Raw genomic sequence first — 22916 nt, 5'->3', positions numbered from 1 at the left:
ATGCACCTCATCCTAATGTTTCCAGCTCTTTTAACCACAAAGTCGCGCAAGCATCGCTAGGCATCCTAAGGTCTCCCCTCGGTGATACAGCGACTGAACCGACCTTCGGACCGTCAGGCAGACAGCTTCTCTTAAAGTGCTGGGCAAAAAATCTTTTGTAAAAAACCTTTTCCCATTTCAAAATTTCTTCGGAAGTATAGCTTCCCGCAAAAGCTATGCCTGCAAGGCGGTATATCTTTGCAGGGCTCTGCACAAGTCGCAACATGTGGTACAAAAAGAAATCGTGAAGCTCATAAGGTCCCACAAGATCTTCCGTTTTCTGCGAGATTGTGCCATTCTCAGGCGGCAAAAGCTCGGGTGATACCGGCGTATCAAGAATGTCGCGAAGTACTTCGCTTAATTTCTCATCACTGCTAGTATCCGCATAATAATCGACAAGGTGTCGAACCAACGTCTTTGGAACCGACGCATTTACGGCATACATTGACATGTGATCGCCGTTATATGTCGCCCATCCAAGCGCAAGCTCCGACAGATCTCCCGTTCCAATAACTATTCCGTTCACCTGATTGGCAATGTCCATAAGAATCTGCGTGCGCTCTCTCGCCTGGCTGTTTTCGTAGGTCACATCGTGGTTTTCGGGATCGTGAGCAATGTCTGCAAAATGTCTTTTGACCGCTTCTCCGATATTGATCTCTCTAAGCGTCGCTCCCGTCTCCTTTATGAGGCTGAGCGCATTGTCATAAGTCCTATCCGTCGTTCCAAATCCCGGCATGGTGACTGCAACGATTCCCTGCCTATCCAATTTGAGGTAATCAAATGCTTTTATGATCACAAGAAGCGCCAGCGTCGAATCAAGACCTCCCGAGATGCCGATGACGACCTTCTTGCATCCGATATGTTCAAGACGTTTTTTGAGTCCCATCGCCTGAATCGTCAAAATCTCCTCGCATCGCTCATTTCTCTCTGTTTTTGCTGACGGAACAAATGGCTTAGGCGCAATGTATCTTGAAACGCTTGTCTCCTCACTTTTTATGTTAAAAGAAATCTTTTTATACGCTTCCGTCTGTTTCGCACTGTACGTAGTCATGCGTCTTCGCTCAGCTTCGATGTATTTCAAATCAAACTCTGAAACAATCATGCCTTCGGAAAAAAGCTCCGACTCCGCTACGATACTTCCGTTTTCCGCCATAATATTGTGCCCCGAAAACACTACATCCTGCGTTGATTCATTAGGGCCTGCAGAGGCATAAATGTAGGCGCAGACAAGACTTGCTGACTGTCCGCTCACAAGATTCCTTCTATATCTGCTCTTTCCGATTATTTCATTTGATGCCGACAGATTTACCATCACTGTCGCACCAGCAAGGCAATGCTCTGTGCTTGGCGGATTCGGAACCCACAGATCCTCACAAATTTCCGCACCAATCCTGAGCGCAGGCATTTCATCGCACGTAAAAATAATCCTGCTGCCCACAGGAACTTCTTTACCTTCGATATTTATCGCCGTATTCAGCTCTTTTCCCGAATAAAAATGCCTTGCCTCATAGAATTCATTGTAGTTCGGAAGATGAATCTTAGACACAATCCCAAGAATCTTTCCCCTGTTCATCGCCGCCGCGACGTTATAGAGCTTTCCTTCTATCGCAATCGGAAGCCCAACGAAGATCATAGCGTCGATCTCTTCGGTGTACTTTTTTATCTCAATAAGCGCAGCCATTGCGCTTTCCAACAGTTCGTCCTGTAAAAAAAGATCCTGACAGCTGTAGCCTGTTATACACAGCTCCGGAAACACAATTATCTTTGCGCTTTCTTTTTCAGCTTCTTTGATCCATTTCTTAATCTCACCAATGTTATATTGGACATCGGCCACTCTCAAATTCGGCGTGATCGCCGCCACTTTAATAAATCCGTCTTTCATGTATTCACCTGTATTTCATAAGTTCCTGCTCCATAGCGGAGCAATTTTTATCTGATAGGATTTCCTATCATCAAACAAAAAAAATGCAGGCAACAGTGTTTTGTCTGACACCCTCGTCTGCATTTAATTATAATTATAATTAACTTCTTCTATGCGTCAATGAAAATCATGAATTCTTCCCTTCAAAAAATCTTAAGAAAATTCGACGGTAAATCTTAAGATTTCCTATTTATAGCACGAACCCCCGATGCCAATATAAGCATCGGGGGCTCTTATTATAATTGCCAAAGCAATTGTTTAAATCAATATTTCTTAGCTTCCTCTTCGCCGTTCATAACACGGATAGCGCCCTGTGCAAGTGCAAGAAGCTCATCCTCTCCGGGATATACGGTTACAGGAGCAATCCAGTCAACACGTTCTTTGATCTTGTCTGTGATAACCTGACCGTATGCAATACCGCCTGTAAGAATGATCTGATCAACCTTACCCTTAAGAACTGTAGCGCAAGCGCCAATGTTCTTGCAGATCTGATAGATGAATGCGTCACGGATAAGATTTGCCTTCTCATCGCCTTCTTCGCACATCTTGTTAACTTCTCTCATATCGTTGGTTCCAAGGTATGCGTTAAGTCCGCCGCCACCAACGATTTTCTTTTTCATCTCATCATATGTGAACTTGCCTGAGAAGCAAAGATCAACGAGTGCCTTAGCAGGAATACCGTTAGCTCTCTCAGGTGAGAATGCACCGTCACCGTTAAGCGCTGCGAATACGTCAACCATCTTACCGTTCTTATGAACACCTGTTGATGTGCCGCCGCCCATGTGAACTACGATCACGCTGATCTCATCATATTTTTTACCGATCTCTTTTGCATATCTTCTGGCAACAGCCTTCTGGTTAAGAGGATGATCGATTGAAACACGCTCAACTTCAGGAATACCTGAGATACGTGCAACAGGATCCATCTCGTCTACAACAACGGGATCAACGATGTATGAAGGAACACCGATCTCATCACCGATCTCTCTTGCAAGAATACCGCCGAGGTTAGATGCATGCTGTCCCTGAACACCAACCTTAAGGTCTGCAAGAAGCGCATCTGTACACTCATATGTGCCACCCGGAATAGGTCTTAAAAGTCCGCCTCTTCCTACGATTACGTTGAAAGATTTGATGTCGATGTTTTCTTTTTTAAGGAAATCAAGAATGATGTTCTTACGAAAATCCTTCTGATCGATGATTGTAGCATACTGATTGATTTCTTCAGTGCTGTGTCTTAAAGTTTCCTCTTTTACAAGTGTCTCATCCTCAAAGATGCCGACTTTTGTAGAAGTTGAACCGGGATTTATAATCAAACTCTTTATCATGGTATTTTTCCTTTCCGAAGCTTATTTATTAGCTACAACAGCTGCGAGTGCGATTGAGTTAACCTTTACCTCAACACTGTCAGATCTTGATGTAAGGATAACAGGTGCCTTTGTTCCTGTAAGGATGTTACCGTTCTTAACCTTTGCAAGACGAACGATTGTCTTGTATGTAAGGTTTCCTGCGTGGATATCAGGGAAAAGAAGGATATCGGCATCACCGACGATCTTTCTGTCAAGAGCGCCTGCCTTGTGCTGAGCAGCCTCAGGATCGATAGCAAGATCCATTGAAAGAGGTCCGTCAACGATGCAGTTCTTGATCTCGCCTGCTTCGTTCATCTTTGTGAGCTCTGCTGCCTCAACTGTAACGGGCATCTTAGGGTTAACAACTTCTACTGCTGCAAGAGGAGCAACCTTAGGGCAATCAACACCGCAAGCTCTTGCTACGTCTACTGTATATTCAATGATGACTTTTTTATCCTCAAGTGTGGGATATGGCATAAATGCAACGTCTGTAAGGAAAAGAAGACGATCGATTCCGGGAATCTCAAACACACAAACGTGTGAAAGAGGACGACCTGTACGAAGTCCAACTTCCTTATCAAGAACGCTCTTAAGGAAATCTCTTGACTCCAAAGCGCCCTTCATGTAAATATCAGCCTTTCCGTCGTGTACGAGAGAAACTGCTGTACGAGCTGCCTCGATGGTATCCTTTACATCGATGATCTCGTAGTCTGCAAGGTTCATTCCAACCTCTGCTGCCTTCTTCTCGATCTCATCCTTGTCACCAACGAGGATAGAATCAACGATTCCTCTCTCCTTAGCAACCTTTACAGCCTCGAGTACGTGTGTGTCCTGTGCAACTGCAACAGACATCTTCTTTTTCTCAGCTGTCTTAAGCTTTGCCAAAATGTCATCAAAATTCTTACTCATTTTAAAAAACCTCCAAAAATATTTATCTTAGATTAAAATATCCAAAAGCCATATGACAAAATTTTAACACTCAGCACCCATAAATGCAAGAATCGGGGCGGGTAATCTACGTAGATGTCTTATTAAAAATGACTAATTCCGAATCAGATTCGGAATTAGTCAAAACGATATTATTTTTCAAATAATTCTCGTATACTTTCGGGAAGAACTCCTATTATTGAATCTCTATTCTTTCCCTCAAGATAATATGGCTTCAGTCTGCTCTTATCATACTTTTTTACATCACTGTCCGAAGTCGATTCAATTAACAGTTGAGTAAAATATCTTTCCCAACTAAAAAATTCTCTGCTTTCGATATATCTTTCCGGTTCAGCAAGTATATCATCAATGTCCTTTATATTTATAACTCCCGCTTTCAAAATCATCCATTCAAACGATTCCGGAAAATACATTGATACATCTTTTCGGACCTTAGCCACCCCCATCACTTTTGCAATATATGCACCAAATGCAGCTCCATCAGCGATAACAACAACCTGTTTATCTTTATCTACGCTTTCAATTTTGCTGACAAAGTTTGAATTTCCGTCAACGCTTAAGCAAGCATCTTTTTCACATATCGCAGAAAAAAACTGATACCCGGATTTAGAATCCTCTACCATGACAATCACATCTTTTGGACTCTTCTCTTCCGTGTCTCCATATATCCTGTAAAACTCATTATAGATTTTCTCAGGGTAATGATATTTTCCTGTAGTCCTGATTCCATATATCTCCTGCACACTGTATGGCAAGTAGTATAATGGCTGTCTGGTGATCAAAACATAATAATTTGATGTTCCCTGTATAACATCAGCAAACTCTTTTGAATAAATGAATGAGTAATCCTCATCAATAAAAACTATGCTGTCCCGATATGTTTCCACAGCAACTTTCCAAAGACCGGCATCTCCACCAAATACAACACACTGAACATCTGACTGAAGGCGTACTCCACTATCTTTTCCATACCTTGAATATGTCTCCAGAAGTTGAACAAGCGTTGTCTTTCCTGTTGCACTGTCGCCTTGAATAACAGTGATATTTCTTCTTATATCAAATTCATATTTTAGCCGCTCTGTCTCGACAATAATATGATGTTTATTCTTCATATTCAGATTCCTCTATATCAAACATATTTCAAAGCTGTATGCACGTAATCCTTAATATTATCAATAGTTTTATCCTCATTGATAATTCTGACTTTAAAATCTCCGCAATTGTCAAAAGGCATATAGTACCTTAAATTCACAGAGACATCTATTCTTTTTCCTATCTCCAAAAGCCACTTAGCGCAGTTTTCACCACAACTGGTAGCATTAAACATGAGATCAGGTCTTTTATATATACAAATAAGCGTCTGCAAACCGCCTGACAATCTTTCCGGCGGAATCGGGCCAAGTACATCACTCTCAATCAGCTGCCCACCCTTATAATGCGATTTATCAATATCTTCCATCATCTCAGCAACAAGCGGATCTCCAAACCACTCTTCCTGAAAATTAAATCTGAACCACGACGGTCCATGCATCGCTCCTTCTGTTTCTCCAAAATAAATATTCAACATATTATTCGTCCTCAGAAAATTAAATAATCAATACCGATGGCCTCTGACAAATTCCGAATCAGAATCGGAATTTGTCAAAAACAGTTTTTTCTCCAGTATTTCCGCAAGCTTCTTGAATTTAGATACAAAACAATCCTTAATCATAACTACAAACTCTTTTTTTACTTCATCATCACAAAAGTAGATATCCTGGCTTCTCTTCTCTATCATCAGTTGCCAACTATCTGCATCTGCAATATATCCATTATCACAACCAAGCTTAATAATCTCTCTTGGAGTTGCAATCTCCGCTCCATCAACGTTACCAAATCTTAAGACTTCCTGAAGAGCTTTACATGCAAGTTCAAAAGTCTGATTAAATTTGCAGAGTACTCCCATCCTGTATATTTCATCTCTACACGCTTTATTGAAATCTGCTTGCTCAAGAGCATTTAAGCAAGTAACAAAACTATCATATTTTATTATTATCATATACCTTTACCAATAATGATTTTGCAACCGATACAATATTATGTCTTATCAAATAGATAATTGCTATTATAGGAATCCACTGCCATATATAAGCATTAAGAAACAATAATATTACTTGTACAGCTAAAAACAAATATATAGCAATTTGCTTTCCCCAATATATTGTCATTGTGATTATTCTTTTTAAACTTATTGTCCTTATTAACCATATGAAAAAATATCCTGCAGCTGTTGCAATTGCCGCTCCATATGCACTATATCGCGGAATCAACACTATATTCAAGCCGGTATTAATAATTGCACCTATAATAGTTGTTTTTGAAACCTCTTTTGTCTTCTTTGCCGCCGTAAATAGACAACCTTCAAATAACGCAAGCCCATTAAATACCGTCCCAAATATCAAAAACGGGACATATTTATATGCATCAAAAAAATCTTTTGCATACATAAGTCTAGCCAGAGGTATATCTAACGCTAATATTACAGTCGCTACAAAAACTGATACTGCACTATAGTTATCATATACCTTCCCAATAAATCCATCCGTATCATCCTTATCAAACTCTTTTATAGCCGAAACAGACCACGCGTTATAAAAAATAGCTTGTATAGTCGACAGAATGACCGGAATTTTATACGCAATGGAATATACTCCGTTTACAGCTGCTCCGCAAAACATGATTATAAAAAATCTATCACTCAAATTGTTAATCCACCATGCCAATGCATTCACAATAAGTGGTGAACTAAACTTAACCATCGATTCAAGTAGCCTTATATCAGCTATTGGATTACTTATCCTAAATTTTTTTCCAAAACAGCAAAATATTATTAAAGATATTCCCAAACCCAGAGTATATGAAATAAGATACCCATTAAAACCAAAATGAAATATCAGAAGAAATACAATATTTGAAATTGCCGAAGCAACTGCCCCAGCCAAACCGCCAACAACTATTGTTCTTACTTGTTCGCATGCTTTTAAATACATTGTAAAAATCTCATTCAAAGCACTGATAAAGCAAAGCAATACAACCCATAATAAAAATATATTGTCCTTACTTATAAATCGGAACATTTTTAAAGATACTATTATTACAATCAAAAAAAAATGTCCACACAATATAATTCCTAAACCTGTAGATAATACTTTATCCCTTTGAAGAGATTCATCAAAAGCAAATCTAAGTACTGCATCTTTTATATTTAAAGTAATAATCGGCACAATTATTAAGGACAGCGAAATAATATAATCTGCCATCCCATATTCCTTAGTACTAAGCACTGCTGTATAAAGTGGAATGAACAGAAAAGAAATAATCTTTGTCCCTATACTACTGATAGTAAATAGAACGGTATTCCCCATCAATTCCTTAACTTTACTTTTTCTTTCCATATATTCTTAATACCTTGTCGTAAAAGCTATTTTTTCTACAAACGGGATCTGCATATTTTTTTACTATCTTTTCCAAGTTACAATCCTCTTTTTGTAGTCCGTCTATAATTTCTTCATAATGTAATGGCTTCTTCAAATTGTAAACCTGCTGTGAACGATAATAATCCGATATATCTTGCTCTAAAAATATTTTCTTTTCTTCATAGTTCTTCAACATCGTTACAATCTCTTCCCCTTTAACCGAATTAGGGATTACCATACTCACACCTAATTTATCTTTACGAAATTTGCCTCCCCAGAAATCACCCAACCTCAAGTCAGCAGAGCTTTTCTCTCTCCATCTGCACTCATAACATGCACCACTATAACAAACTCCACTAATGAACATTTTAAAAAATGGATCCTTTGTATTAATGCCATGGTAAAATTTCCCATCGCTCTTAATATACATATCAGTACTCCACCCTCTTTTTTTATCTCGAAAACTAATCTTTTCAATTTCTCCAATAACTTTTTTGTTTTCTCGCAAATAATTAAGATATTTATTAAAAAGATTGTATGTAGGCACACCATGGCAAATTAATTCTATATATATAATATTCTCACGTTCAGGAAATGACTTTTTCACCGCACTTACCTGACATGGTGTACCAAACACCACAATAGGTTCATTATTCAATCCTATATACTCAAAAACATCCGCAAAGAAACTTTGAATGTATTTTGAACCTTTTAGCAGGCTTATTTTTTTTTCTTCTCTTACAACTATATGCTTAGCAATATTTCCATCGTAGTCATAGGTGCATCCTATTATAGTATATCCACGCCTTAATAATATTTCCGATATCCTATACGCTGCACCACCACTACTTGTACTTTCTAGTGTTTCATCACAATCTTGGTACGCATACAATTTATTTTTCACTAAACTATTTGCTCCAACAGCTCCAGTAAAAGGGCATACTTCAATACATTTATTACAATGGATACATTTTTCTTGATTTAATTCCGCTCTAAAAAAACCATCGTTTTCTAGCTTAATATTTATAGCATTTGTTGGGCAATTATATAAACAAGCCCCACATCCTATGCATGTACTTTTACAATCTCTGATGGAAAACTCCTTTTTTTCATTAACAATATTGCCAGCAATCTCTGACAATGAACTAAATAGAAAACTTTTTGACTGTCCAATTTTTTGCAATAAATATTCTTTTTTCTTAGAATAATCTATTTTTGAAATCTCAATATTAATATTTCCTTGAACTATTCTATCCGTCAGCATAATCGAATTTAATAAATCATAAATTCGATTATTTTGATTTAAATAATGTTTCCCCTTAAACCTCTCAAAAGCTAAGAAATCTTTTTCAAAGATTATAGAAAAAATAATTCCATGAAACGAATCCGTGCATACCAACGATGCATTTTTTATCAATTCCATAAATTTTTTCGGATCCACTTTCTTTTCTACATCCACTTTTCGCCCAAAGTCTTTTTTATATGCAGGAATTACTTTTATTTTTAGATTCTTTTTTCTAGCAAGCTCATATGCCGTTTTCCACGACTTGTTGTTTCTTCCTAAAAAAAACAGCAAAGCGTAGGATTTTTCATGAGTATCAGATTCCTTTAAGCAAAATGTATCCTCCCATACTTTTGAAGACAATAATAGTGTAGGATCTACCACTCTTATAATTTCTTTTTCAAATGCTTTTAAAAGTCGTGTACTACTTTCTTCCCTTACAGAAACATAATCAATATTATGTACCAGTTTTTTTATCTTCTCTTCATAAATATAATTTTTGAAACATCCTGCCCCCATACTCGGAGCATATGAAATAGTTTTTTTTCTCTTTTCTACAAAATCCAAAAAATAATGCGAATCAAAATTTTCTTGTGTCCATATCTGATCACTTCCACATATAAAAACATCATATTCATTAACAACATTTTTCAGATCCGACAAGTTTTCACATTCTTTTGTAAACGTTAAGAACTTATCCGCAAACGGCTCAAACAACTCATCATATCTATCATTTAATATTTGTGGATTAATAATATTCTGAACTTCTTTATAACTTCTATCTAATATCTTTAGGAAAAGCCCTCTGTCATCCGCATCTACTGCCGGCTTTTTAGGATAATATCGTATTATGTCAGCAGTATGCCCTTCGTCCTTTAATACCTGAGAAAGCGCATATGCTTGAAGTAGCGTTCCATAATTTCCATAGCTAAACCAAGTCATAATTGCAATTTTCATATATCACTTTCCTCGTATCCACTACATTCTTGTAAAATTAAAATAGTTCTTTTTTGTATAACTTGTTATACAACTTATTTCTTATATACCTACATACACCGTAGATTCCACCGTTTTTAGCTTCTTTACCAATATAAAATACATTTTTAGTGACCATAGCAGGAATTCTTCCAAACTTTTTTTCAACTACAGCTACTTTATCCATAATTCTTCGTTCATCTTTATCCAACCATGATGCACTGTAATGATGAATAGATCTCGTTTTTTCTGTAATAACAACTTCATTTGTAAAACAATTGATTGGACAAAAATATTCAGGAGGATATATGCTGATATTTCTTACCTTTTCTATCTCTCCACTTCCAACAAACCCCTCATTCCTCAGAATTTTTGTTACGCGGTCAACTACCGTATGTAGATTCATATTCCCATCCTCAATAAAATTCTGGCTCTTATAATATTCAATTATCTCTTTATATAATTCATCCCCCTTAGAAGTTCCAATTCCTAAACCAGGTGCTATTTCCATTTTTATGCCAGGTTGACACCCCATAAATGCCCCATTTGCAACGATATCATCTATTGGCTTAATCAACTCAACATCCGTATCAAAATATATTCCACCATTTTCATATAAAATAACAAACCGTGCATAATCACTAACAAAAGCCCACTTTTTCATGCTGTATGCCTGAGTCGCATATCTACAATCTGAAAAGTCAAAATTATCCTCATCCCATCGTACTATTTCATAATCCGGACAAAACTTTTTCCATGATTCAATACATTTTTGGGCTTCATCAGTTAATTCAGACTTCCCAAACCAACAATAATGAATTTTCTTTTCTATTTCATTCATCATATTGTATTTATCCTTATTTCATATTAAATAAATATGAATAATACTCCCCCGTACCTGCTATTCCCTGTTGTAATTGATAATATGTAAATGCAATTAATGGAACCAGGAAAATATACATAATAGGTTTATGTCTTCCATCAAGATTAGCCAGAACATTGGATAATAGCACAATTATAAACAAGAACAAAATACTAGCCATCCTGTTGAACATAATAACTTTTGAGTAGAACATATATAACATTGTTGCTATCGAAACGATAACCATCATTCTTTGCATTATTTGCAACGAATGATCATCTATTTCATTCTTGCTTTTTATTTCTTCTCCAAATACAACCAGCCGTATTTTCTTATACTTCCAAAAAATCCAATACATTCCAAGAATAATCGTCACTTCTCCATAGAGACTGTATAACATAGATGATCTTCCTTTAGAAGAGTAGCTGGCACTAAATAAATACTTCCTTATCCATTCATATTGTGGCAAAATTCTTACAAATATACTAACTGCTATCGGAACTATAATATTTAAGAAATGAATTCCCAATGTTGTAAAGAGCGTTAATTGAGGTGTCCATTTTATTACTGAAACTACAACGCATAATGCAACACATGGTAATGCAGCGCTGTGAACTCCAACTGCTAATGCCCCGATAATCATCGCAAAAAAATATTTTTTTATATCAAAAAGATAAAAGAATATCAAAGTTAGTGACATTGCCAAGTACTGTCTTGCCGTATTTAATGAATTAAAATAAAAATACAAAAACACAAACAGCCAAATACTTAAATAGTAATTTTTTGAGTATTTATAAATAAAAAAAGCCACCATAACTAATAGCGGAACTGATGTAACTACTACATATCCATTAATACCAGGTAAAATTTTAGTACAAGCTTTAAGATATGCTATAAATGCCTTTGAATTACTCATTGCATGCCAATACAATCTAGAGTGACCGGCTAAATATTTGTAAGCTTTTGCATAATAAAATGTATCCGTTCCAACATTCACACTTCTAAAAGCACTTACAAGTATTAAGTGTATCGTTGCCAGGATTAAAAAAGTCTTTTCCCTTCCTCGCATTCTTGCTATAACTAAATAAGCAATAAAAAAATAAAAGTTTAATATCCAAAAAAACATATTTCATCCCCATCTCATAACGCTTATTCTCATCTTCATTTTTTTAATTGCGGAAAATGTCAATAACACACTGCGGAAAAATCCTTCCCCTCCATATGACATCAATGCCAATATTCTTTCATATACATTCACATTTCTATTCTTAATTACACTTTTTCTATATTTCGATATATATACATATATTTTTTTTGAATAATCTGATTGAAAAGGAGTTTGCGCATAAATTATTCTATTAATTCTGAATATGCTACAAAAAACTGCATTTTTTATACTTTCATCAGCATATAAAAAGTCCTGTTCCATCTGCTTTGAAATCCATATACAATCCATTTTTCTTTCATTAAACTTCTGATTCATAATACTATTTGAGCGAATTCTATATGCATAATATTTATCTTTTACAAAAGCAATTACATTTGCAGCTTGCATAAATTTATAAGTTGTTGCAAGATCTTCAAAATACCTTGCCTCAGGGAATTCAATATTATCAAATAAGTTCTTTCTATATAACTTTAAATACGCTCCGGTAAATGATGGTTTCTGATAGAACAGCCTTAACAATGCCTCCTTTCTATCTGCTATTCGATATTTTGGAGAATCATGCCCCATACGATTTATTATTTTTTGAGCTTTATCATCATCTCCGTCAACAAAAGAAAATGATTCGCTACATACATAATCTGCATCTGTTCTTTCAGCAACTATTAAAAAATGCTCTATAAGATTATCTGCAATAAAGTCGTCTCCATCAACAAAGAAAACATACTCCCCATTACACTTTTTTATTCCTAAATTCCTTGCACTGGATAATCCACCATTTAATTTATTTAAAACTCGTATCCTACTATCCTTATCTGCATATGCATCCAGTATCTTACTGCTATTATCAGTACTTCCGTCATTTACAATAATTATTTCTATGTTTTTATATGTCTGCCTACAAATACTATCAATACATCTATCAATATATTGCTCGACGTTGTAAACAGGAATTATTACACTTACCAATCTTTTTGACATATAATTATTTACCCATATATACTTTTATACTTTCTACACATTACAGCTAACGAATACTCATCGTTTATTACTATTTTCGCACTATTCCCAAATGTTTTTTCAGCACTTATTGCACTATAAGCAGCTTCTATATTTTTGTATAGATACCCTGTCTCTCCATCTTTTATAAGCTCATTATTCCCTTCAACATCGGAAACAACACACTTCTTTCCCATATACATGGCTTCCATAAGTGCTATGGGAAGACCTTCCCACAAACTGGTAGACAGATAGCAATCGTAGTTCTTCGCTCTCTTTATAACATCTCTCCTGCTTAACAGCCCCGTCACCTCGATGTTTGTACTTGTAAGAAGGTTTCTATCCTCACCTTCTCCAATCCACACAAACTTGTAATCAGGCAGATTAGAAGCAATTTCATTAAACAGCTTGGGATTCTTTTGAGGTCCTATTCTGCCGGCCGTATAAACAGTATACTTATGTTCTTTTTCTTCTTTTAATTCTTCCTCAGCCAGTGCTTTATCCACAAATTCTGTATCCAATCCGTTTTCTATCAACACGGCTTTTGTGGAAATCTTTTTTGCAACTTCATATTCATACTTTCCACAAGCTATAATTCCATCGCACATCTTGGCCAGCGTCTTTTCCATTGTTTTTAAGATAAAACGCTTAATGTTATTTTGATCTTTTCTCAAAAAGCAGAATCCATGCGGTGTATAGTATTTAGTCACTTTACATCCAAGTAGTCCGACTCTTGCGTCAATGCCTGCCTTTGTTGAATGGATATGTATTATATCCGGCTTCTCATCCTTTACACATCGTCTTATTTCTTTTATCGCTGACAGATCATCTTTTAATGACATCTTGAGCTTTAATGATGGCAAATAGATAAGCTTCACTCTAGAATCAAAAATCTCATTCAAATTCTTAGGAACATCATCTCTATCCCCATAAATAACAACGAATCTGTACATATCACACAATCCGTTGCAAATACCTGATATTACCGGAAGCACTCCGCCTGAAAGAACTTCCGTTACATGTAGTATTGTCTTCATCTGTATCCTCAATACATTCAAAAAACTGCTCTTATTGCTTTCCTATATTTTCTCTCCATTTTTCAACCTGATTCCTATCCCGTATCTGCTCTGCAGGCGGAATCGGTCTGTATTCATCGGTTCCTTCATCGCAGTAATTACATGCAAGAAATCCTTTGCGTTGATTTAATTCATAAATCTGTTTTCGCAATTCGTTTTTATCCGCTGAGCAGGTAAAGTCAACATAGTCTTTTGGTGGATTCGGAATTCCAAGAAGTGTTCCAAATGATGCTCTTGGGCAAAAATATAGTTTTCCATTCTGAAAACTTCGACATATTCCCGCACATCTTTTCAACTGAGTTTTTATATTCGCTGCAACCTTACCTCTGAAATGCAGATCCCCGGCGCTAAACCAGTTCTTATCCGCCATACTTCGAATTACACATTTTATCCCACGCTCCTCGCACGCTTTCTGTAATTCATTTTTCTTATACGAAATATCTCCGTAATCACTAATCTGGACTGTCAATCTGGGATTTTTCAAAGCATCCATTACTTTATCTGATGGAACCAACGTTCCGTTTGTGACAACATCAACAGTCTTTACCTTATTACACGCCAATGCCTTACTGATTATTTTATCCAACTCTTTATATACAAAAGGCTCTCCACCCAGTATTCGAAAAATTTGAATCGTATCAACACATTCAAACAGCCTGTCCATATATGTAAGCAGATTATCAACTTCGTAGTCTTTTGGATGTTCAAAATATGGCATCATAAAACTACAATCTTTACATTTAAGTGTGCATCTTTGAGTAACAGGAATTTCCACATGATATAGATAGACTTGCTTAAAGATTTTATATTCAACGCGACAAAATAAGCGATATAAAGGAAAAAAGCCTGCTTTTAGCTTTTCTCTGTTTATACCTATCTTTTTCCCTTTTTCCGCAACAAAAAAAATAGCTTCCTGAAAAACTTTTTTCATCTCCCCAAACCCATACAATCAGCATTAACTGCATATTTTTTCACTGTTATTATAACCTATATATAGTATTTTGTCATAGAAAAAGACGCAGATTTTGTGGCAATCTGCGCCTAAATTCTATCTATATTTACTTTATAAACCTAAGCAAGAAATCCGTTATACCAATAATTGTAAATCCGCGCTCGTCGCGAGTCTCCTTTATCGGTTTGTTGACCACAATAACTTTCTGAATCTGATCGTTAATCAAGATATATGGTCTTATCTCTCTTTCCTTGGTCGTTTCATTGGAAATATCCGCTGTCACCTGGATGTAATATGAGCGGATGCCCTTTGTTGCGTAGAAATCCACTTCATTGTTTTTCCTAACAGATTTCCCTGCTTTATTCTTTTCAACTGTATCAAAAGTACCGACGTTTACGGAATATCCGTTGTAGCGTAGCTCATTATACACGATGTTTTCCAACATCTGACCTTCATCGGGAAATGCAAAATTTAATCTGGCATTTCTAAGCCCTGTATCTGCAAAGTAATACTTTCTCAGTGCTCCGATTTCTTTTCTTCCCTTAATGTCGAACCTACGAGCCTCTCTAAGAAGAAACGCATCTATAAAGTAACCTATGTAGTTCTCAATTGTAGACTTGTCTATTTTTAATTTCCTAACACTTAGAAATGTATTTGCTATCTTTTCGGAATTAAGAAGCTCCCCGGTAAAAGAACTTATGATATTGCAGAGTTCTTCAAGTTCCTCACCTCTCCTTAATCTGTTTCTTTCAAGAATATCGCTAAAATATGTTGTCTCAAATAATCCCTTGAGATACTCTTTTTTATCATCATCCTTTTTCAAAACAGCAAGCGGCATTCCGCCATACTGCATATATTCGTACAGTGCTTCTGTTTCATATCCTCCCACATATACATAAAATTCCTCAAATGAAAGCGGAGCCAGATTTATGTTCGTCGCCTTATCTCTAAACTCAGTCACTATGTCCGATGAAAGCATTTTTGAGTTGGAACCGGTCACATACAGATCAATATTTTTTTCGCAAGATAAACCCAAAACTACGTCCACAAACGATACCGTATCTGTGTCTTTCTTTTTGGCAGGAACATGCTTACCACCTGTCAGATTCGGATTCTTTATCGTATACACTTTCTGAATCTCATCCACAAAAACATAATGCTTTTCTGAATCCGTGCAGATTCCCCGAACATATTCGCCAAGCTTTATCGGATCTCTGTACTCTATGTTCCTATCGTCATCAAGCTCAATAACATGAATATGAGAATAGTCAACGCCCTCATCAAGCAAATAGCCTTTATAAATTTCTTTTAGTAAAAAAGATTTTCCGCATCGTCTTATTCCGGTAATAACCTTAGGAAAACCGTTTTCTCTTGCTTCGAGTAATTGATTTAAATATTTATCTCTTTTTATCATTTCTATTCTCCAAAAGTGTAGAATTCTACATTTTTTCTTGTTAAATTTTACCACTAACCCTCATTTTAATCAACAAAAGTGTAGAATTCTACATTTTTTCTTATTAAAAAAGCGCAGATTTTGTACCTTCCTTTGTACTTACCCTGCGTTCTTGATATTTCTTTTCCATACTACAAAAAATCTTAAGATTTTTCGACGGTATTTCTTAAGATTTATCTGATATCATAAGACAAGTCAGCAGTCTTTCAACGACAATTCCAAGCTGATTAATGGCAAATTGCCAATTCTATTTTTTCTATTAGAAAGGAAATATCTAAATGACCAAGTCAAAAGACAAATCTAAAAAGCTCACCTACGAAACTGCGACAGGTGAAATCGAATTTACTCTTATGAGCGACATGATGTTCCATTACGTCATGCAGCAATCCGAAAAAGCATTAACAGGTCTTGTTTGTGCCCTAAAAGGGCTTTCACCTGATGATGTACAAGACATCCATGTCGAAAATCCAATTGATCTTAACAGCGCAGGTAAGGAAACAATCATGGATATTAAGCTCACTCTCAACAGCAATGAGATTCTCAACATCGAGCTCCAAGTATATCCCGATAAGTATTGGATATCACGCTCAATACTCTATCTATGCAGAGTATATGACAACATTGGCAGCGGTGATAATTATTCTCTCATCAAACCTACAACGCTATTCTGCATCACGGATCAGACCCTCATCCCAAAAGCAGCAAAAGAATTCTATGCCAGATACCGTCTTACCAATATAAAAAGCCACCACTTATATACTGATAAATTCGGTATAAATGTGCTACAATTAAACCACACAGACCTTGCTACACAAGAAGATATCAACCACAATCTTGTGTACTGGGCGAGTCTTTTTAAAGCAACCACTTGGGAAGAATTTAAAAATCTTGCCAAGAATCATCCTGATATCGAGGAGGTGGGAAATTTGATCTTCGAACTTAATTATGACAATCAGGCTAAAGAGCTTCTTGAAGGCCAGCGCCGTTACAGAGAACAAATGAATTCTCAGTATACAGCCGGCTATACTGATGCAGAAGAAAAATATGAATCCGAACTTGCCAAAAAGGATGCCACCATTGCAGAATTACAAGCAGAACTTGAAAAATACAAAAACATAAAGAAATGAAATTCTACATTTTTTCTATATAAAAACAAAGACGCAGATTTACATCAATCTGCGCCTTTCTCTTCTCTATTCTCTTATCAATCTTCCGTAAATTCGAACAGTTCCTCAACGGTGGTGCCAAATACCTTGGCTATATCCATCGCAAGCTTAAGTGACGGGTTGTATTTGCCGTTCTCGAGGTGGACGATTGTTTCGCGTCTTGCGCCGACCATCTCGGCGAGCTCGCTCTGCTTGTAGCCGGCTTTTTCACGGTATTCTTTTACCTTAGTGATAAGTGCCATGGGCTTATTCTCCTTTTTTATCGATGGCAGAATACAGGATTACTCTCACGATTGAAACAACTACAAGTGAGATTACGAGGATCCAGCCGATAACATCCGTTCCAAAAGATTCGGTATGTCCTACTATTGCAGCCGCAAAAGCAAGTGCAACCATAATAACTGCCATAATCTTGTAGCAAATAGCATTGCATTTATTTAAGTTTCTCTCAGCAAGCTCATCAAAGCATTCCTTTTTATACTTTCTTTCTCTTGAATAAAGCATGTAATAAAAAACTGCAAGAAAAGCGCCGACAGAACTTTGAATCATAGAGTACGACTCCTTATAATCTGTTCTTGCCCACATCCAGAAATATACCGCAATAGCAATATTTCTAACTACCTTTGAAACCAAAATGTCCTTTAATGTTACCTTCTTGTCCTTGTTCATCTTCATGCCTCCATAATGTCTGAAATCAAAAGTGATATATTTATAACTTGATTTGATGTTATAAATATATCACTCGTATTTTCTCATGTCAATATAAAAAGTGAAAAATATATCACATTAATTTTTCGACCACTATGAAGCGCATAAATCCACTCTATCAGAATCCTTCCATCCTGCGCTTTTTCCTAAGTATTATCCTCTTCTCCGCGCCTTCCCACTCAGCGCGCTCATTCTCTGTTTTGATATTGATCCCGTAAGGAACCAGAACCGGAGTGTCATCATCGTCGATGCACACTTCTGTCAGGTACGCTCTGTTAAGGACGTGCCGCATACCGTTACGCCTGTCCTCAACGTAAGTATCAACCCGTATTTCCATCGAGGTCCTGCCAACATACGTTATCTTTCCGATTATAACAAGTATATCATCGAGCTTCGCGCCCTGTTTGAACTGCATGTTGTCGACAGCCGCTGTGATCACGGGATTGCCGGAATGCCGCAGCGCAACTGTTCGCGCAACTTCATCTATCCACGACATAAGTTTGCCGCCAAAAAGCCTTTTTTCGCTGTTAATATCACTGTATTCAACTACTTTGGTCCACTCTGTGACCGAATCTTCTACATTCTTCTTATCTATCTGATGATCTACATGAAAAACTTTACCCATACGCCCTTTCCTCCTAGATTTTTTGTTACTATTAATTTTACCTCAAATACACTGACGTTTCTATCACATTTTGACACGCACACTCAGTCGCTGATAAGATAGTTTGTAGAATTTAATTCAATTCAGAAGGGAAAAGAAATGTCACAACCCAAGATCAGTGTAATCATCCCGGTTTATAACACCTCCAAATATATGGACGAGTGCCTTGAAAGCGTACTCACACAGACTTTCAAGGAGTTTGAGGTAATCCTCGTTGACGACGGTTCCACAGACGGCGTAAGTCCTGCAAAGTGCGACGAATATGCCGCAAAAGACGATCGCGTCATCGCAGTCCACAAGCCTAACGGCGGCCTCATATCCGCCTGGACGGAAGGGGTAAAAAGAGCCTGCGCAGACTATCTTTGCTTCCTCGACAGCGACGACTGGGTTGATACCGATATGCTTGAGAAGCTCTACGCTCTCACCGATCCGTCTTTTTCCGACAGTGAGATAATCTCAGGAAACTATATCGTTGAAAAAAATAACGAAAGAAGGAAAGAAACTCAGGGACTTACCCCCGGCATCTACACCGGCGATTCCCTTGATAAGATAAAGGAAAACATCCTTGGAAACGAAGTCCGTCCCATTACCATGTCAAGATGCATGAAGCTCACATCCAGAAAGCTTCTTCTTGATAACATCAAATACTGCGACACTTCGATCGTAATGGCTGAGGACGTAAACATAATGCTTCCCACCATCTGCGACGCCAAAAGACTCGTAATCGCCAAAGACAGCTATTTCTACCACTACAGGCTCGTCGGCGATTCCATGGCTCACGGCTACAACAAGAAGCTCTTGTCGAACCTTGAGCTCAACGACAAGACTTTCAGGGCAATCCTTAGGGATAAAAAAATATCCACCTCAGAAACGCAGATGGACCGTGAATTTGTCATTATGCTCTTTGTCGTTATGAAGAGCGAGCTTCGCTATAATGCTCCGAACGTAACATCAAGAGTACGCTCTATTTTCCTACGGGATGATATCCGCAAAAAAATAATGTCCACTCATGTAGACATTTCTTCAAAAGCTAACAAGCTCTTATATTTTTGCATGAAGCACCCTGTTTTCCCTGTAGTCTGGGCTACGCGCTTCATTCTTTTATCCTATGACAAAAAAACCAACTAAACTCGCCAAGTGCTCTGTTCAAAGAAAAGCTGCCACCTTCAACTCTGAAAGTGACAGCTTTGATTTTTAATATGCTCCGTCCTGTCCGAATACCGCGGGGAATGTTCTGATGATAAGCTCTATATCTTTCTTTATACTCATGTCCTGAATATATTTAAGATCAAGCTCTACCCATTGATCCCACTTAATCTTGGCTCTGCCGCACACCTGCCAATAACAGGTAAGACCGGGCTTAACGATGAGCCTCTGCTTTTCATAAGCGTTGCACTCTTCCATCTGCTCGTAGAGAATCGGCCTTGGGCCTACAACACTCATATCGCCCTTGATTATATTAAACAGCTGAGGCAACTCATCGATTGAATATCTTCTTATGAATTTTCCAACGTGAGTTACTCTCGGATCGTCTTTAATCTTAAAAGCATGTCCCGTCTGCTCGTTCTGTTCCTGCATCTTCTCAAACAAATCTTCTGCATTCTTGTACATACTTCTAAATTTATAAATCGTAAAGCTCTTCATATCTTTACCTGCTCTTTGCTGGGTAAAGAAAATCGGACCTCCGTCTTCAACGAAAATAGCAATTGCAGTTAAAAGGAAAACCGGAGACAGTAAAATAAGCGCCACGCATGCAGCTACCACATCAAAAGCTCTTTTGACCCACTTATAGATATTTGCTTTGTGATCGTAAATCTCCCAATAGTTTAGCTCAATAATCTTTCTGCCTTTGAAATTTACGACTCTGTCAGCCGTAACTACATTAGTTCTCGCCATATCGTCCCCTCTCGTGACTTTGTTTATAAGGAACAATTACCATCAGTATATGTACCCAATTGATGTATCGGCATAAAGGCATAATTATTTTATAGAAAATTTGCGTATTTTTTAAATAATTTTAGCACAGTAGTCGTTGTTACCTTTATCATCAACAACTTTATTATAAACTAAATAATGCACATTGTCACAAGAAAGCGCAGAAATAAGTGCTTTTTTATAAAAGTTTTATTACTTCTTCCTGCAAATATACAGAAGATGCGTCGAACTTCCAAGAAGTTCTCTTTTCTCCGAAAACGCCAGATACCACTTTTTAAGCGACTCAAAGTCCTCATCTGACATTTCAAATTCAGAGCTCTTCTCCATAGCAAGAATAAATCCGTCAACTCCGGTTGTCGTGATATATTCTGTTTTCTTTCCGGTAAAAAGATCTTCAAACTCCGTAACATCATAGCCCGTAAACATCTGCTCTTTAAAATGCCTTACTTTATAGTCCTCCGTAAAGTTCTCTTTTTCCCCGTTCTTCCAGTTTCCGTCCAGGTGGTTTGCATACGCGAACGCAAAAACCGAAATAAAGGCAAACATTATTGTTCCGCCGGGCTTTGTTACCCTGATTGCCTCATCTATAGCTTTGTCCACATCTTCCCTGTCGTACAGATGATACATAGGTCCGAGAATCATCGTCACATCAAAGCTGTCATCTTCAAGATCTGTAAGTTTAGTCGCATCGCCAAGCATAGGATGAATGTTTTTGATTCCCTCGCTGTTTTTCTTTAATATCTCAATGTTCTTTTCAACAAGATCTACAGCTGTAACATCAAAGCCTTCTTTTGCAAGTGCTATTGAATATCTTCCCGTTGCCGCGCCGACTTCAAGAATCTTAGACTTTTTATCTAAATCCGCAAATCTGTGAATATAGTGCATTGTTGTCGCATACTCAAGCTGTCCGTGTCTTGTTTCATCAAGCCTGCCATCCTCATCTGTCTGGTTGTAATAGTCACTTACAATTTTTCCCTGCTGTCAGACTCGCTTATCGCATTTATCCTTGTGAAATACTGAGTATCATCCTCATGGTGAATATATGCCCCGTTATTCAGCTGTGCCTTTAAACTTCCGATGTTATCCTTGTTTACAGAAAGATAAGCTTCATGAATCCCGAATTCTCTCGCCTTTCCAAGTGCAAGTTTAAGCCCTGCCGTAGCATATCCTTTTCTTCTATATTTCTTGGATATGCCATAGCCGATGTGGCCCGGACCGTTTCTTAGGAAGTCATTCAGATAATGCCTTAAGTTAAAGACGCCGACATACTCCCCGTCAACCGAAAGCACAAAAGCTGTATCAGCCACATAGCCTTCTGGAAGCTCTTTGCCCAGCGACCAGTTTCTTTTCATCTCGATCCATTCAAGAAACCTGTCATAATCATAGCCGTAAACGCTGTTGACAAAGCCGTTCTCATCCTCATCGAAAGTCATATACAGCTCATACGCCTTCCTGTAATCCGAATCCTGCACTCTTATTAGTTCCATAACAATTCTCCTCCTTTTTTGTAAAAAAATAGAACCTCACCAAGTTTTTCCAGCTTGATGAGGCTCTTATTATCTCTTTAATTTCTTTTTTTATTTCAGATATGACTTATCCGAAAAACCTCATCAAATATAACACTAATAGTCCCCTGATTATTGGTCACGGGATTGGGGTTGGTATTAGTATTATTATTGATGAGCATAAATTCTCTCATATCCATATCTTCTTTCTGAAAATTATTAGTACTGATTATAATTGTCGAATTTTTCTGTGTCAACAACAAATCTTCAATCCCGTAAAATTTCTAATTCGCTTTTTTTACAAAATAGACGGTAATATTCCCTCAAAGTCAGCATTTATCAGGGATGCGCCATAGATTATATTAAATGCATAACAAATCAATCACGTACATCAGACAAACGAATATCGTTTAAAACAAAGGATGTACCCGCGACTGAGCATTCTCAGTCAGAATGGAGGAG

22 protein-coding genes are annotated in these 22916 nt (G+C 37.2%); 2 read left to right on the top strand and 20 right to left on the bottom strand.

What is annotated here, in order from left to right; all coding sequences use genetic code 11:
- Window positions 1–7: 7 nt before the first annotated feature.
- The 14 genes from BM398_RS15970 to BM398_RS15905 form a co-directional block, all read right to left on the bottom strand.
- Entirely contained in the window at window positions 8–1921 is a 1914-nt protein-coding gene (locus BM398_RS15970) for an NAD(+) synthase (RefSeq protein ID WP_092339173.1), read from the bottom strand.
- Between the two features lie 302 nt (window positions 1922–2223).
- A complete protein-coding gene (gene buk, locus BM398_RS15965) occupies window positions 2224–3288 on the bottom strand; it encodes a butyrate kinase (RefSeq protein ID WP_092339171.1) in 1065 nt (354 codons plus the stop codon).
- Window positions 3289–3309: 21 nt separating this feature from the next.
- Window positions 3310–4218, bottom strand: a complete 909-nt coding sequence (gene ptb / locus BM398_RS15960) for a phosphate butyryltransferase (protein ID WP_026655704.1) — start codon at window positions 4216–4218, stop codon at window positions 3310–3312.
- 170 nt (window positions 4219–4388) lie between these two features.
- Window positions 4389–5369: a hypothetical protein gene (locus BM398_RS15955; protein ID WP_092339169.1), complete on the bottom strand. Its 981-nt coding sequence runs from the start codon at window positions 5367–5369 to the stop codon at window positions 4389–4391.
- Window positions 5370–5386: 17 nt separating this feature from the next.
- Complete coding sequence (locus tag BM398_RS15950; RefSeq protein WP_092339167.1) at window positions 5387–5824, bottom strand: DUF4869 domain-containing protein; 438 nt, start codon at window positions 5822–5824, stop codon at window positions 5387–5389.
- 27 nt (window positions 5825–5851) lie between these two features.
- A complete protein-coding gene (locus tag BM398_RS15945) occupies window positions 5852–6295 on the bottom strand; it encodes an HI0074 family nucleotidyltransferase substrate-binding subunit (protein WP_092339165.1) in 444 nt (147 codons plus the stop codon).
- The gene (locus tag BM398_RS15940) at window positions 6276–7691 is read right to left on the bottom strand and encodes an oligosaccharide flippase family protein (protein ID WP_092339163.1); all 1416 of its coding nucleotides are present in this window, start codon (window positions 7689–7691) and stop codon (window positions 6276–6278) included. Before BM398_RS15940 ends, BM398_RS15945 begins: the two co-directional genes overlap by 20 nt.
- Window positions 7675–9951 (bottom strand): polysaccharide pyruvyl transferase family protein, encoded by a 2277-nt coding sequence (locus tag BM398_RS15935; RefSeq protein WP_092339160.1) that lies wholly within the window; start codon window positions 9949–9951, stop codon window positions 7675–7677. The genes BM398_RS15940 and BM398_RS15935 overlap by 17 nt, the downstream gene beginning before the upstream one ends.
- 37 nt (window positions 9952–9988) lie before the next feature.
- Entirely contained in the window at window positions 9989–10813 is an 825-nt protein-coding gene (locus BM398_RS15930; RefSeq protein ID WP_092339158.1) for a glycosyltransferase family 32 protein, read from the bottom strand.
- Window positions 10814–10826: 13 nt separating this feature from the next.
- Window positions 10827–11957, bottom strand: coding sequence for an EpsG family protein (locus BM398_RS15925; protein ID WP_092339157.1), 1131 nt, complete (start codon window positions 11955–11957; stop codon window positions 10827–10829).
- A 3-nt stretch (window positions 11958–11960) separates the two neighbouring features.
- On the bottom strand, window positions 11961–12977 hold the full coding sequence (locus tag BM398_RS15920) for a glycosyltransferase family 2 protein (protein WP_092339155.1): 1017 nt from the start codon (window positions 12975–12977) through the stop codon (window positions 11961–11963).
- 8 nt (window positions 12978–12985) lie between these two features.
- Window positions 12986–14032 (bottom strand): glycosyltransferase, encoded by a 1047-nt coding sequence (locus BM398_RS15915; protein ID WP_092339153.1) that lies wholly within the window; start codon window positions 14030–14032, stop codon window positions 12986–12988.
- A gap of 31 nt (window positions 14033–14063) precedes the next feature.
- Entirely contained in the window at window positions 14064–15002 is a 939-nt protein-coding gene (locus BM398_RS15910) for a radical SAM protein (RefSeq protein ID WP_092339151.1), read from the bottom strand.
- Window positions 15003–15129: 127 nt separating this feature from the next.
- The gene (locus tag BM398_RS15905; protein ID WP_092339149.1) at window positions 15130–16437 is read right to left on the bottom strand and encodes an ATP-binding protein; all 1308 of its coding nucleotides are present in this window, start codon (window positions 16435–16437) and stop codon (window positions 15130–15132) included.
- 317 nt (window positions 16438–16754) lie between these two features.
- Between BM398_RS15905 and BM398_RS15900 the strand changes: the two genes are divergently transcribed.
- Window positions 16755–17603: an Rpn family recombination-promoting nuclease/putative transposase gene (locus tag BM398_RS15900; protein WP_092339147.1), complete on the top strand. Its 849-nt coding sequence runs from the start codon at window positions 16755–16757 to the stop codon at window positions 17601–17603.
- A 77-nt stretch (window positions 17604–17680) separates the two neighbouring features.
- Here the strand turns inward: BM398_RS15900 and BM398_RS15895 are convergent, their stop codons facing one another.
- From BM398_RS15895 to BM398_RS15885, 3 genes are all read right to left on the bottom strand, one after another.
- Complete coding sequence (locus tag BM398_RS15895; RefSeq protein ID WP_092339145.1) at window positions 17681–17884, bottom strand: helix-turn-helix transcriptional regulator; 204 nt, start codon at window positions 17882–17884, stop codon at window positions 17681–17683.
- 4 nt (window positions 17885–17888) lie between these two features.
- Window positions 17889–18311: a hypothetical protein gene (locus BM398_RS15890; RefSeq protein ID WP_092339143.1), complete on the bottom strand. Its 423-nt coding sequence runs from the start codon at window positions 18309–18311 to the stop codon at window positions 17889–17891.
- A gap of 157 nt (window positions 18312–18468) precedes the next feature.
- On the bottom strand, window positions 18469–18975 hold the full coding sequence (locus BM398_RS15885; RefSeq protein ID WP_034501062.1) for an acyl-CoA thioesterase: 507 nt from the start codon (window positions 18973–18975) through the stop codon (window positions 18469–18471).
- A 138-nt stretch (window positions 18976–19113) separates the two neighbouring features.
- Between BM398_RS15885 and BM398_RS15880 the strand changes: the two genes are divergently transcribed.
- Entirely contained in the window at window positions 19114–20142 is a 1029-nt protein-coding gene (locus tag BM398_RS15880; RefSeq protein ID WP_092339141.1) for a glycosyltransferase family 2 protein, read from the top strand.
- A 66-nt stretch (window positions 20143–20208) separates the two neighbouring features.
- Here BM398_RS15880 and BM398_RS15875 read toward each other — a convergent pair whose 3' ends face one another.
- The 3 genes from BM398_RS15875 to BM398_RS15865 all read right to left on the bottom strand — a co-directional run bounded on the left by BM398_RS15875 (window position 20209) and on the right by BM398_RS15865 (window position 22436).
- A complete protein-coding gene (locus BM398_RS15875) occupies window positions 20209–20910 on the bottom strand; it encodes a sugar transferase (RefSeq protein ID WP_026667406.1) in 702 nt (233 codons plus the stop codon).
- Between the two features lie 231 nt (window positions 20911–21141).
- Complete coding sequence (locus BM398_RS15870; RefSeq protein ID WP_092339140.1) at window positions 21142–21834, bottom strand: class I SAM-dependent methyltransferase; 693 nt, start codon at window positions 21832–21834, stop codon at window positions 21142–21144.
- 77 nt (window positions 21835–21911) lie between these two features.
- Window positions 21912–22436, bottom strand: a complete 525-nt coding sequence (locus tag BM398_RS15865) for a GNAT family N-acetyltransferase (protein ID WP_092339138.1) — start codon at window positions 22434–22436, stop codon at window positions 21912–21914.
- Between the last annotated feature and the right edge of the window lie 480 nt (window positions 22437–22916).

Origin of the sequence: Butyrivibrio sp. M55 (genome assembly GCF_900116865.1) — a bacterium.
Lineage (GTDB): Bacteria > Bacillota > Clostridia > Lachnospirales > Lachnospiraceae > Butyrivibrio.
Note: the sequence above shows the minus strand (reverse complement) of the source record. Positions and strands in the feature narration are given on the sequence as shown.

Excerpts from the sequence above, each read along its gene's own strand:
- BM398_RS15970 (WP_092339173.1), bottom strand. The coding sequence starts at position 1,921 with ATGAAAGACGGATTTATTAAAGTGGCGGCGATCACGCCGAATTTGAGA.
- buk (WP_092339171.1), bottom strand. The coding sequence starts at position 3,288 with ATGATAAAGAGTTTGATTATAAATCCCGGTTCAACTTCTACAAAAGTC.
- ptb (WP_026655704.1), bottom strand. The coding sequence starts at position 4,218 with ATGAGTAAGAATTTTGATGACATTTTGGCAAAGCTTAAGACAGCTGAG.
- BM398_RS15955 (WP_092339169.1), bottom strand. The coding sequence starts at position 5,369 with ATGAAGAATAAACATCATATTATTGTCGAGACAGAGCGGCTAAAATAT.
- BM398_RS15950 (WP_092339167.1), bottom strand. The coding sequence starts at position 5,824 with ATGTTGAATATTTATTTTGGAGAAACAGAAGGAGCGATGCATGGACCG.
- BM398_RS15945 (WP_092339165.1), bottom strand. The coding sequence starts at position 6,295 with ATGATAATAATAAAATATGATAGTTTTGTTACTTGCTTAAATGCTCTT.
- BM398_RS15940 (WP_092339163.1), bottom strand. The coding sequence starts at position 7,691 with ATGGAAAGAAAAAGTAAAGTTAAGGAATTGATGGGGAATACCGTTCTA.
- BM398_RS15935 (WP_092339160.1), bottom strand. The coding sequence starts at position 9,951 with ATGAAAATTGCAATTATGACTTGGTTTAGCTATGGAAATTATGGAACG.
- BM398_RS15930 (WP_092339158.1), bottom strand. The coding sequence starts at position 10,813 with ATGATGAATGAAATAGAAAAGAAAATTCATTATTGTTGGTTTGGGAAG.
- BM398_RS15925 (WP_092339157.1), bottom strand. The coding sequence starts at position 11,957 with ATGTTTTTTTGGATATTAAACTTTTATTTTTTTATTGCTTATTTAGTT.
- BM398_RS15920 (WP_092339155.1), bottom strand. The coding sequence starts at position 12,977 with ATGTCAAAAAGATTGGTAAGTGTAATAATTCCTGTTTACAACGTCGAG.
- BM398_RS15915 (WP_092339153.1), bottom strand. The coding sequence starts at position 14,032 with ATGAAGACAATACTACATGTAACGGAAGTTCTTTCAGGCGGAGTGCTT.
- BM398_RS15910 (WP_092339151.1), bottom strand. The coding sequence starts at position 15,002 with ATGAAAAAAGTTTTTCAGGAAGCTATTTTTTTTGTTGCGGAAAAAGGG.
- BM398_RS15905 (WP_092339149.1), bottom strand. The coding sequence starts at position 16,437 with ATGATAAAAAGAGATAAATATTTAAATCAATTACTCGAAGCAAGAGAA.
- BM398_RS15900 (WP_092339147.1), top strand. The coding sequence starts at position 16,755 with ATGACCAAGTCAAAAGACAAATCTAAAAAGCTCACCTACGAAACTGCG.
- BM398_RS15895 (WP_092339145.1), bottom strand. The coding sequence starts at position 17,884 with ATGGCACTTATCACTAAGGTAAAAGAATACCGTGAAAAAGCCGGCTAC.
- BM398_RS15890 (WP_092339143.1), bottom strand. The coding sequence starts at position 18,311 with ATGAACAAGGACAAGAAGGTAACATTAAAGGACATTTTGGTTTCAAAG.
- BM398_RS15885 (WP_034501062.1), bottom strand. The coding sequence starts at position 18,975 with ATGGGTAAAGTTTTTCATGTAGATCATCAGATAGATAAGAAGAATGTA.
- BM398_RS15880 (WP_092339141.1), top strand. The coding sequence starts at position 19,114 with ATGTCACAACCCAAGATCAGTGTAATCATCCCGGTTTATAACACCTCC.
- BM398_RS15875 (WP_026667406.1), bottom strand. The coding sequence starts at position 20,910 with ATGGCGAGAACTAATGTAGTTACGGCTGACAGAGTCGTAAATTTCAAA.
- BM398_RS15870 (WP_092339140.1), bottom strand. The coding sequence starts at position 21,834 with ATGCACTATATTCACAGATTTGCGGATTTAGATAAAAAGTCTAAGATT.
- BM398_RS15865 (WP_092339138.1), bottom strand. The coding sequence starts at position 22,436 with ATGGAACTAATAAGAGTGCAGGATTCGGATTACAGGAAGGCGTATGAG.